Consider the following 11,644-nt stretch of genomic DNA (forward strand, 5'->3'; position numbering starts at 1 on the left):
CCCATTCAACATGACAAAGAGAATAAAAACAGATCAAAAGAAACTTTTTTTGAAAAGTCCAGACGGCTTCTATATGATCATTGCCCATAATATCATAAACGATTCGTTCCCTATTTCAGAAAATCATCAAAATAACGGGTTATATGTTCATGTAAATGTACCCTGTCGCGCCCTGTCATATTATGCCCATGTCCCGGATAAATGAAGAAATCGGGATGCGTACCCTTTTTGATCGCAGAGTGCAGGAATTGCAGGCTTTGTTGCATCACCACAGTAGGGTCTTCATCCCCATGTATCAGCATCAGGCGGCCTTTAAGGTCTCCGGCACGCTCCACCATACTCGAATTTTTATATCCTTCCGGATTTTCCTGCGGACTATCCATGTAGCGTTCGCCATACATCACTTCGTAGTATTTCCAGTCAGTAACAGGTCCTCCCGCTACTCCCACCTTAAATGTTTCGGGATGGCGAAGCATCAGGTTCAGTGTCATAAATCCGCCATAGCTCCAGCCATGCACCCCTATCCGGTCGGCATCTACATACGCTAACGATTTCAGATATTCCACACCTGTCATTTGGTCTTCCGTCTCCACTACCCCAAGCCGGCGATGCGTAATATTTTCGAAATCCATTCCTCTGTTCGATGTACCTCTGTTGTCCATCGTGAACACCACATAACCTTTCTCTGCCATGTAGATATCCCATCCTCTGACTTGCCCCATCCATGAGTTATCCACCATCTGTGAATGAGGCCCTCCATATACATAAACAATGACGGGATATTTCTTGTCCGGGTCGAAATTCAGTGGTTTCACCAGACGGTAATATAAGTCTGTCGTGTTGTCATTCGCTTTTAACTTACCCAGTGATATTTCAGGCAGTTGTACATTTTTATAAGGGTTCTTGGCAGAATAATAGATATACGATTTATTCGGTTTGGTTTCTGTAACCGACACTTTTCCGGGGTTATTCTGCGAAGTATATCTGTCACAGATGTATTTCCCCGAAGCACTAAGCATGCCGTCATGGACACCTTCTTCTTTCGACAACCGCTCTCTCTTCCCGGTTTTCAGATTCAATCTATATATATGCTTTTCTATTGGGCTTACTTCTGTAGATACATAAAAAAGATTCTCTCCCTTTTCGTCGAATCCCAATATAGAAGTAACATCCCATCTGCCGGAAGTAATTTGCTTTAATAATTTTCCGGTCGTATCATAAAGATACAAATGATTGAATCCGTCGCGTTCGCTCTGCCACAAGAACTTTGAAGGGTCGTTTTTCAGAAATAGCACGGGGTTTTCAGGCTCCACATATTTCGGATGGGTTTCGGTAAACAGCGTTGTTTGCAGTTTACCCGTCGCAGCGTCATAACTCCTGACAATACAAGTATCCTGTCCCCTGTTGACTTCAGCAATATAGATACTTTTTTCATCGGGGCTCCATGCTATATTTGTAAGGTATTTTTCTTTAGGAGTACCTGTTTTCAGATACACTGTTTGCTGTGTGACAGGATTGTAAACCCCAACTGTAACATGGTGGCTTTTCATGCCAGCCATCGGATATTTTATATCTTTCAGTTTGGCGATACGCGCCGAAATGTCTACTAACGGATAATCGGCAACCATAGTTTCATCCATACGGTAAAATGCCAGAAGATTTCCTGCCGGAGACCAGAATGTGCCTTTGTTTATACCGAACTCATTCCTGTGGACAGATTGTCCGGAGACGATACCCTGATCAGTTTCGCTTGTTATGGCAGTCTCTTTCCCCTCCGAATCCTGTATATACAGATTATTGTCTTTTGTATATGCAAGCATCCTGCTTTTTCCGGACCAGTCATGGTTATTCATTTTATCTAACGAGAGGAATGTGGCCGTTATCTTTTTTGCCACAAAGTCATATAAGTATATCTTGTCAGGAGTGGCGATTAGTATCTCGTCTGACTCCGGAGAAATAAACTGTATTGTATGCAGACTTTTCAGTGACTCTTCTTGATCGAGCCCCATTCCCGAATTAATATCCTGAAGGCTAAGCAACACCTGGGATTTCTCCTTGTCGGTATTAGGGGCAATCATAACGGAATCTCCTTTTATGTAAGTCAGTTTATCCCCATGCCAGCTTAGTTGGCGGGGCATTTCGGCACGATACTTGCTGAATGTTTTACCTCCGGGCGTCAGGTCTTCTAATGTCAGGGGTATTTCTTGGCTGTGTGATTTCATTGGAAGCAAAATGCTTATGGCTAAAAAAACGGAATTGATAAATTTCATACTTACAGCTGTTTTTTGGTAAACAAAGATAGTGAATTTCTAAATTGCAGATTGATTTAACATGTGCGGATTGATACTTTGAACGCCTGTTATTGCCGGAACCAGCAAGAGTACAGCGGGTTAATTAATTTTTTTTTAGAACAATTTATTTTTTTAAACGTTTTAGAAATAAAAGTTATACTTTTGCGTTACTAATTATAAGAATGGGAATTAGTATATATCTAAAGAACGAGAAGATGTTAAAACTCAATATAGCGCGCTTTACCGGACTTACCCTATTGCTTGTCGCGATAGTTACGTCATGCAGCAAAAACCCTAAAGAATTTAAAATAACCGGAAAACTTGACAATGTAACGGGTGATCACTTTTTCATGTCGCATGAAGCCGGGGATTCTGTGTTTATAGACACTGTGGCGATCAATGCAAAAGGAGAATTCTCTTTCCGCAGCGAAATTGATACGCTGACCGAATTTTCATTGTATTTCAATAAAAATACAAAAAGCACTTTTGTCCTGGCAGATAAAGGCTGGAAAGTGGAGCTTAAAGGCGATGTCTTATATCCCGACATCATAGATGTGAAAGGCGGTGATGTGAACGATGATCTCACAAGTTTCAAAGATAAAAACAAGGCCCTGCTGAAATCCCGTGCCGATATATTGAATACCGCTGAAAATAATCTCAAGAACAAGGATAGCCTGGTGGTGAAGGATTATGTTGTGGAATTAAAGAATATCAACTTCGAATTATCAAATATTGCGGCGGCTTATGTGAAGGCGAATCCCGACAAGATAGCCAGTGTAATGCTGATAAACACATTCTTTAAGGATGAAACTTCGATTCCGAGGCTCGACGAGAACCTGTCTCTGCTGAAAGGAAAAGCTGTGGATTTTCCTTTGACACAAGAACTTAAAAATTTCAGGGATAAAATAAAACTATCGGCAGTAAATGCCTACGCTCCGGGCTTCTCGCTTAAAAGCATGCAGGATAAGACCGTGCAATTATCCGACTTCAGAGGGAAATATGTACTTCTTTTATTTGCTGCTACTACCTGCGATGTATGCCGTGACGAAAAACAAGACGCAGTGGATGTCTATAACGAGCTGAAAAAACAAAAAAAGAACATCGAATTTGTTTCCATCGTGAAAGACTCCGAACAGGTCCCTATCGCCGAAAACATAGGCGATACTATAAAATGGAATATATTACCTGTAAAAGGGGGCTGGGCTGCCAAGCCGTTCGATACTTATTACATTCGCGAAATACCTTACAATATACTGATTTCACCGACCGGAATCATTCTGGAAAGAGATTTACCGATCCGTGCAGTCTTGAATAAGATGGAAGAGCTTACGGGCGAAAAGAAAAAGTGAGATAAAGAATCAATAAAAATTAATACACCATTTTCTGGTGGAGATCTTTAGGGAGGTGTGTCTAAAGTAGAACAGCACTATCAATGTGCTATCCTCTTTGTCATCCTGAGTGCAACGAAGGATCTCAGCCCTGAGAAACGAGATGTTTCACTCCGTTCAACATGACAACCAACGGTCACAGGAGTGTAGCGTATGTAAATAGATAGTAAAAAATACTTTAGACACACCCTCATAGATTCTTTACTACTTACCCTCAAAACATTGAGAGCAACAATTTATCTATAGCCTGTACCACCTGGCTACGCGAACCCGTGAAATTATTCACCATTACGGTAAAAGCATATTTTTTATCCCCGTCGGTATAGTATCCCGCAAAGCATTGTACCCCATAGATACTGCCGCTTTTCATTGAAATCTTTCCTGCAAGGCGTGTTCCTTTCAGCCGGCTGCTTACGGTTCCGTTTTCCCCCGCTTTGGGTAACGATTCCAGAAATACATCGGCATACTTGCTTTTTGCCTGCATATATACCAGCAGGTCGCACATAAATGCCGGACTCACGGCGTTGGACGGGGCAAGCCCGCTTCCATCGAACATGGTAAGCGCGTTGGTATTCAACCCCCGGGTCTTCCATAACTCTTTCGTTTTGTCAATTCCCGCATCGAGGGCAGAGGAGTATATGTCGGTCGTTTTTGTACGGCCTACGGTGCGTATAAGATGTTCCGCATAGTGGTTATTGCTTCTCACATTGGTATCCTTTATTATGTCTTTCAATGGGAAAGACTCGTGGCGATAAAATATATCTTCGTTATAGGCCTTCCTGTTTTCCGAATACATCTGGTTGTAATACCTGTCATAAGCGTTTTCCACCGAACCTATTTTAAAGCCTTTGTCAGACAGGGTCTTTGCCAGTACTTCACCGAGATATAAACCCGGATCGGGGATGTCGCCTTTTATACTGAACGACGGCTTTCCAGCGGGGATGTCGCCCGACAGAATCCTGTTCACAGAAAAAGGTTCTCCGTGAATGTATCCGTTATCCTGGCCTGTCGTATTCAGGGTAAGGGTATTGCGGAATGAGAGGTTCATTTCGGGCTGGGTACTTATTATAACCGGGCAGGTATCGCGGCGCATCGTATTGAAAAAGAGCTTATAGGTATTATCGTAGATGCTGATACCATAACTTGCCGCAGCGTAATAATTGCCCATATCCTGATATATCCATCGTTGCGACACTCCTTCATACCCGAAATAATCATCGATGATAGTTATATTCAGATTTTTTGTTGTATCGAACTTCTGTCTGATTTGCTCTGCCCATTGAGGCAGGAACGCATCGGGGATATTATCCAGTTGCCCGGTGCCCAGTGTAGGATCGCCATATCCATGTACCAGCAGCCTGTCCCGTTTATCTTTATCGGCGGCCAGTGTAGTCTGATATTTATAACCCGGGCCCAGCGTTTCCAGCGCGGTGGCGGTAGTAACCACCTTTAGTATGGATGCGGGAGTATATGCCTTATCTTCATTATATCCGGCAAGCTGCCTGCCAGACAGGTCTTTGACGCAAATACCGACGGAGGCATGCCTGAGCCCCTGATGATCGAGGAAAGTTTGTATCCCTGCTTGTTTTACCTGCGCATTCAGTATATAAGGAACTAATACCAAGAATATTAATAAATATCGACCCGTTGTTTTCATCATAGACAGATTGTTATCGTAAATAAGAAAAAATAAAATATCTTTGTAAAGATATATCAAATTAATTAAAACAGCATCTGTATATGACAATGGGACAACCATTCGACAAGCCTTTTACCTTCGATCGTACTATCCGCTTGTTGATAAGCGTATTGGCTGTCGGGGCCGCCCTTTACTTTCTGTATTTACTGAAAGGCGTATTACTGCCCTTTTTCGTGGCATGGCTTTTAGCCTATATGCTCAATCCGCTGGTACGGTTTTATCAAAGAAAGCTAAAACTCCCGCACTCTATAGCCGTTGTGCTTACGCTGCTGTCGGTGGCGGGGATGTTCACGCTGTTGGGATTTATACTGGTTCCCCTCATTGAAAATGAAATATGGCAGATCAACAACCTTATTGCGACTTACGATTTGTCGGCAATAAGCCAAAACAGGATTCCGGTAAGCGTAGCCGATATTATAGGCAGGTATGTAGACTATAAAGAACTTCAAAGCACATTATCGAAAGACAACCTTGTGGAGATTATCCAATATGTAAGCCCTGCCGTTGAATCGCTGTTTTCGGGAACGATATCCTTTCTGTTTGGCCTTACAGTTGTTTTTATCGTTATCCTGTACCTGATATTTATCCTGCTCGATTATGATAAGATCAATGAACTTTGGCGATTTCTCATTCCTCCTAAATACCGCCCGATAGTAGGACGCATTACGCTGGATGTTGAAACAAGCATGAATAAATATTTCCGCCATCAGGCGTTTATCTGTTGCATTCTTGCAGTATTATATGCTACAGGATTTCAGGTGATAGGCTTGCCGATGGCAATTATGTTCGGCCTTTTTGTAGGTCTTGTACACATGATACCATACCTTCAGGTTATTACATTCCCGCCGGCTATCCTGCTTTGCTGGTTGCGGGCATCACAGACCGCCGACAGCTTCTGGGTTATGCTGGGACTGGTGGCATTGATATATGTTATTGTACAATGTATTATGGATTTGTTTTTAGTCCCCAGGATAATGGGCAGGGCGATGGGGCTGAATCCGGCAATCATACTCCTGTCCCTTTCCGTATGGGGTTCACTGCTGGGCATAGTGGGTATGATAATTGCTATCCCTCTTACCACGATGCTTCTTTCTTATTACAAAGAATTTATTACATCGGCCGAAAAGCTGCAAGCTGTGGAAGAGGCGCAGCAGGAGATACCTTTTGACGAAAGTTGAGGTTTATTGATTTTTTTGTATCTTTATGCCTCATTTTTGAAAATCAACAAAATAATATAATAATGCAGTTAACAGCAAAATTAATTCAAGTGCTTCCTGTGCAGACAGGCATGGGGAAAAACGGTGAGTGGAGAAAACAAAGTATTATTCTGGAAACCGATGGCATGTATCCTAAAAAAGTGTGCATGACCTTCTGGGGAGATAAAATAAATGAGTCTTTACTTCAGACAGGAAACATTCTGGATGTATCTTTCGATATCGAAAGCCGCGAGTATAACGGAAACTGGTACACTGACCTCAGAGCATGGAAAGTGGAGCCGGCCGGTGCAGGCGCACCTGCTCCGGCACAGGGATACGGACAAGCCAACCAACCGGCACAGGCTGCCCCGCCAGTGGATTTTAGCGGCGATAGCGGCGATGACCTCCCTTTTTGATGGATTTTCGGATTAAATGTTTGTCTGTCAAAAAATAAGTCTTATCTTTGCACCTCGTTAAATAAATATAAATAACAACTTATGTATTTAGATTCAGCCAAAAAGCAAGAAATCTTCGCAAAGTACGGAAAGTCTAACACTGATACTGGCTCACCTGAAGCTCAGATAGCATTGTTTTCATACCGTATTTCGCATTTAACTGAACATTTGAAGTTAAATAAGAAGGATTATAACACTGAAAGATCTCTAAGACGCCTTGTGGGTAAACGCCGCCGTTTACTTGATTATCTGATAGACAATGATATCGAAAGATATCGTGCTGTCATCAAAGAATTAGGTATCAGAAAGTAATCTTTCGGAGAAAAGATTTATTAAGGGATTGTTTCGATTGGAACAATCTCTTTTTGTTTTATCTTTATGCACATTCATTCAGTAACATATATGGAGAAGCTAACCATAATAAAAGTCGGCGGCAAGATCGTGGAAGAAGAACAATCGCTGAAGCGATTACTAAAAGATTTCGCCCAGATAGATGGGCACAAAATACTCGTTCATGGCGGAGGCCGGTCGGCGACAAAGCTGGCCGAGCGCCTGGGCATTGAAAGCCGTATGATAAACGGCCGCCGTATCACCGATATGGAAACATTGCAAGTGGTAACTATGGTATACGGAGGATTGGTAAATAAAAATATTGTCGCCGGATTGCAAGCCTTGGGAGTGAATGCTCTTGGACTCACGGGTGCGGATATGAATCTGATCCGCTCCGAAAAAAGGCCTGTAAAAGATATAGATTACGGATTTGCAGGAGATGTGAAGGAGGTGAATACAGGGATATTATCATCCCTTATATCCCAGGGAATAGTACCTATACTGGCTCCCCTCACCCATGATAAGCAAGGCCGTATATTAAATACCAACGCCGATACAATAGCCGGAGAAACGGCAAAAGCCCTTGCTAAAGTATTTGATGTGAACCTTGTGTATTGCTTCGAGAAGAAGGGGGTGCTGATGGACGAAAATGATGATAATAGTGTAATCCCTTCTCTGAATAAGGCAGAGTTTAAGGATTTGGTACAGAAAGGCATTATACAGGGAGGCATGATCCCAAAACTTGATAATGCATTCGAATCTGTCGAAGCAGGCGTTAAGGAAGTAGTGATAACGAGTGCGGATGAGATTGGGAAAAACTCAGGCACACACATTTATCTTCCCTGAAAAAAAGTATTCTGTTAAGCGGTTATTAAAATATAATCTATAAGACATCTTTTTATATTATTTCTTACGAGTTGCTAAAGAATATCAGGAAAAGAGTATATATTTGTTCCCGGATAATATTTTTTAACTTAAAAAAACGATTATGAAAACAATTCTAAAATCAAGTTTAGTTGTTGTTACATTTTTATTAGCCGTGAGTATTAATGCTCAGGATAAACCTCTTACTTTCGGCGTGAAGGCAGGGATGAACCTTTCTAACTTTGGTGGAGACGGCGCGGATGGAATGGATGCTAAAATCGGTTTTAATGTCGGATTGACAGTTGATTATGCGCTAACTCAAGACTTATATTTATTAACCGGATTAGAGTTTACGATGAAAGGGGGGAAAGACGAAGGTTCTTTCTCGATGACAGATCCTACCTATGGTCAAATTTCTTTTACCGGGAAAGAGAACGATAATCCGATGTACCTCCAGATCCCAGTCCATCTCGGTTATAAATTAGCGGTGACAGACGCTACAGATATAATTTTCAGAGCTGGGCCATATATTGCCTATGGTGTGGGCGGAAAAAGCAAAATAGAAGGAAAAGCCACTGTTGATGACATAATAATAGATCTAGACACTGACGTTAACTTTTTCGGAAAAGATAAGGCTAAACGGTTTGATGTCGGCCTGGGACTCGGCGTAGGGGCAGAGTTTGGCAAAATAGGTGTTAGCCTGGGTTATGACTTTGGATTGGCTAACATAGCTCCGAGTAACGCCGGTAAAGTGAGAAATATGAACGCTTACCTGACAGTAGGATATAAATTCTGAATAACAGTTCAATATATAGAACAAGCCCCGGGTTCCGGGGCTTGTTTTTTTATATACAATGCCTTACTACCCACTTAAACACTTTCAGAAAACTTTATCTATATATAGCTGATAGCCGGAGCTCTTTGACAGATTGATTAAAGCAGTTACAAGTTACTTCGCCCTTTGGGCAGTTATGAGTTACAAGTAAACATGATACGAGATACAAGTTGTTAACTGTTTACTGTAAAAAGTGTCAACTTTGTAAAGTTTTTCCTATAAACTATTGGATAACAACGATCAGCCAATAAGTAAAATAACTTGCTTTTTTATATCTATTGAGCATTTAATATTTAAGAATGAAGGGTACGCAACTCATGTATATTGTCTTTTCAGTCTCCATCCCCTTAATTCTCAAAAACTTTGCGTACCTTTGTCCGATTTTAAGAAGTTTAGAAAAAAATATTTATGATGAATCCGATTACAAAGAGTATCGATTTAGGTGATGGAAGGACTATCACCCTTGAAACCGGAAAATTAGCAAAACAAGCGGATGGATCTGTAATGCTGCGCATGGGTAATACCATGATGCTGGCTACAGTTTGCGCAGCCAAAGACGCTAAACCGGACGTTGATTTTATGCCTTTACAGGTAGAGTATAAAGAAAAATTTGCTGCATTCGGCCGTTTCCCCGGAGGTTTTCTTCGCAGGGAAGGGCGTGCTTCAGACTATGAGATATTGGTTTGCCGTTTGGTAGACCGTGCGCTTCGCCCGTTATTTCCGGATGATTATCATGCGGAAGTATTCGTGAATGTTATACTGTTCTCTTCCGACGGTGTAGATATGCCGGACGCATTGGCCGGACTTGCAGCCTCTGCTGCACTGGCAGTATCCGATGTGCCTTTCAACGGGCCAATCTCGGAAGTAAGAGTTGCACGTGTAGACGGACAATTTATCCTTAACCCGACTTTCGCTCAACTGGAGCAAGCCGATATGGATATTATGGTAGGTGCTACTATCGACAATATCATGATGGTAGAAGGCGAGTTTAAGGAAGTTTCGGAAGCAGAAATGCTGGAAGCTATTAAAGTAGCACACGAAGCTATCAAAGTACAATGCCAGGCTCAGATAGAACTGATGGAAGCTTTGGGCAAAACGGTTAAACGCGAATACTGCCACGAAGTAAATGATGAAGAGCTTCGTAAAGACGTATGGGCAAAATGCTACGATAAAGCTTATGCTGTAGCTGCATCAGCCAATACAAACAAGCACGAGCGCGGGGATAACTTCGCAGCTATCGTAGATGAATATAAAGCAGGCCTGACAGAAGAAGAACTGGCAGAAAAGGGTTCTTTGATATCCCGTTATTACCACGATGTGGAAAAAGAGGCAATGCGCCGTTCTATCCTTGATGAAGGCAAACGCCTCGACGGACGTTCCACGACAGAAATCCGCCCTATATGGAGCGAAGTGGATTACCTGCCGGGAGCACATGGTTCTGCTATCTTTACTCGTGGAGAAACACAGTCACTGACAACAGTTACTTTAGGTACCAAACTGGATGAGAAAATCATCGATGATGTACTGAACAATGGAAAAGAAAGGTTCCTTTTACATTATAATTTCCCTCCGTTCTCTACCGGAGATGCCCGTCCGCAACGCGGAGTAGGCCGTCGTGAGATAGGACACGGTAATCTTGCCCACAGAGCTTTGAAGCCAATGATTCCGGCTAACTATCCGTATGTTATCCGTGTAGTATCGGACATTCTTGAATCGAACGGTTCATCTTCTATGGCAACCGTTTGTGCCGGTACACTGGCCCTGATGGATGCCGGTGTACAGATCAAGAAACCTGTAACGGGTATAGCGATGGGACTTATTTCAGAGAAAAAAGGTACGAACTTCGCTGTACTTTCCGACATACTCGGAGATGAAGACCACCTGGGAGATATGGACTTTAAGGTATGTGGTACAAAAGACGGTATCACTGCTACCCAGATGGATATTAAAGTGGACGGATTATCATACGAAATACTTGAAAAAGCACTGAATCAGGCTCGTGAAGGACGTTTACACATTATGGGTAAAATCCTTGAAACATTGCCTGAACCACGTGCGGACTTCAAAGAAAATGCTCCGCGTATCGAGGTTATTATCATCAACAAAGAGTTTATCGGTGCAGTTATCGGCCCTGGTGGTAAGATAATTCAGGGTATTCAGGAAGAGACAGGCGCTATCGTTACTATTGAGGAAATTGACGGTTATGGCCGCGTGGAAATATCAGCTACAAGCAGAACTTCGATCGAAGCCGCCGTTGCGAAAATCAAAGGCATTGTAGCCGTTCCCGAAGTAGGCGAGGTGTACACAGCTAAAGTCCGTTCGGTAATGCCTTACGGTGCATTCTGTGAATTCCTGCCGGGCAAAGATGGTTTGCTTCACATCTCCGAGATCTCCTGGGATCGCATAGAGGACATGGAAAAAGCCGGGTTGAAAGAAGGTGATGAAATAGAAGTGAAACTGATTGACATCGACCCTAAAACCGGGAAATTCAAACTGTCCCGCAAGGTACTTCTTCCTCGTCCTCCGAGACCTGAGAAGCCGGTGCAGAAAAATAATGATGGAAACAACTAATCTATCTACTATATG

The 11,644-nt window shown here is 42.5% G+C and carries 9 protein-coding genes; 7 read left to right on the top strand and 2 right to left on the bottom strand.

All coding sequences use genetic code 11. The annotated features are described in order from the left end of the window. Positions 1-110: 110 nt before the first annotated feature. A complete protein-coding gene (locus ACYQ3L_RS21240; RefSeq protein ID WP_379994981.1) occupies positions 111-2,270 on the bottom strand; it encodes a S9 family peptidase in 2,160 nt (719 codons plus the stop codon). 236 nt (positions 2,271-2,506) lie between these two features. Between ACYQ3L_RS21240 and ACYQ3L_RS21245 the strand changes: the two genes are divergently transcribed. Further along, positions 2,507-3,640 carry a redoxin domain-containing protein gene (locus ACYQ3L_RS21245; protein ID WP_379994979.1) on the top strand — a complete coding sequence of 378 codons (1,134 nt, stop codon included), beginning with the start codon at positions 2,507-2,509 and terminating at the stop codon, positions 3,638-3,640. A gap of 253 nt (positions 3,641-3,893) precedes the next feature. Here the strand turns inward: ACYQ3L_RS21245 and dacB are convergent, their stop codons facing one another. After that, positions 3,894-5,339: a D-alanyl-D-alanine carboxypeptidase/D-alanyl-D-alanine endopeptidase gene (gene dacB / locus ACYQ3L_RS21250; RefSeq protein WP_379994977.1), complete on the bottom strand. Its 1,446-nt coding sequence runs from the start codon at positions 5,337-5,339 to the stop codon at positions 3,894-3,896. An 80-nt stretch (positions 5,340-5,419) separates the two neighbouring features. On the opposite strand from dacB, the gene ACYQ3L_RS21255 reads away from it, so the two are divergent. From ACYQ3L_RS21255 to pnp, 6 genes are all read left to right on the top strand, one after another. Then, the gene (locus ACYQ3L_RS21255; protein WP_379994975.1) at positions 5,420-6,556 is read left to right on the top strand and encodes an AI-2E family transporter; all 1,137 of its coding nucleotides are present in this window, start codon (positions 5,420-5,422) and stop codon (positions 6,554-6,556) included. A gap of 62 nt (positions 6,557-6,618) precedes the next feature. Continuing rightward, entirely contained in the window at positions 6,619-6,990 is a 372-nt protein-coding gene (locus tag ACYQ3L_RS21260) for a DUF3127 domain-containing protein (protein WP_379994973.1), read from the top strand. Between the two features lie 81 nt (positions 6,991-7,071). Then, entirely contained in the window at positions 7,072-7,341 is a 270-nt protein-coding gene (gene rpsO / locus ACYQ3L_RS21265; RefSeq protein ID WP_379994971.1) for a 30S ribosomal protein S15, read from the top strand. A gap of 90 nt (positions 7,342-7,431) precedes the next feature. Continuing rightward, positions 7,432-8,205 (top strand): acetylglutamate kinase, encoded by a 774-nt coding sequence (gene argB, locus ACYQ3L_RS21270; protein WP_379994969.1) that lies wholly within the window; start codon positions 7,432-7,434, stop codon positions 8,203-8,205. A gap of 142 nt (positions 8,206-8,347) precedes the next feature. After that, positions 8,348-9,019, top strand: a complete 672-nt coding sequence (locus ACYQ3L_RS21275) for a porin family protein (protein WP_379994968.1) — start codon at positions 8,348-8,350, stop codon at positions 9,017-9,019. Positions 9,020-9,466: 447 nt separating this feature from the next. Then, positions 9,467-11,629: a polyribonucleotide nucleotidyltransferase gene (gene pnp, locus ACYQ3L_RS21280; RefSeq protein ID WP_379994966.1), complete on the top strand. Its 2,163-nt coding sequence runs from the start codon at positions 9,467-9,469 to the stop codon at positions 11,627-11,629. Positions 11,630-11,644: the final 15 nt, after the last annotated feature.

This window comes from Dysgonomonas termitidis (assembly GCF_054657735.1).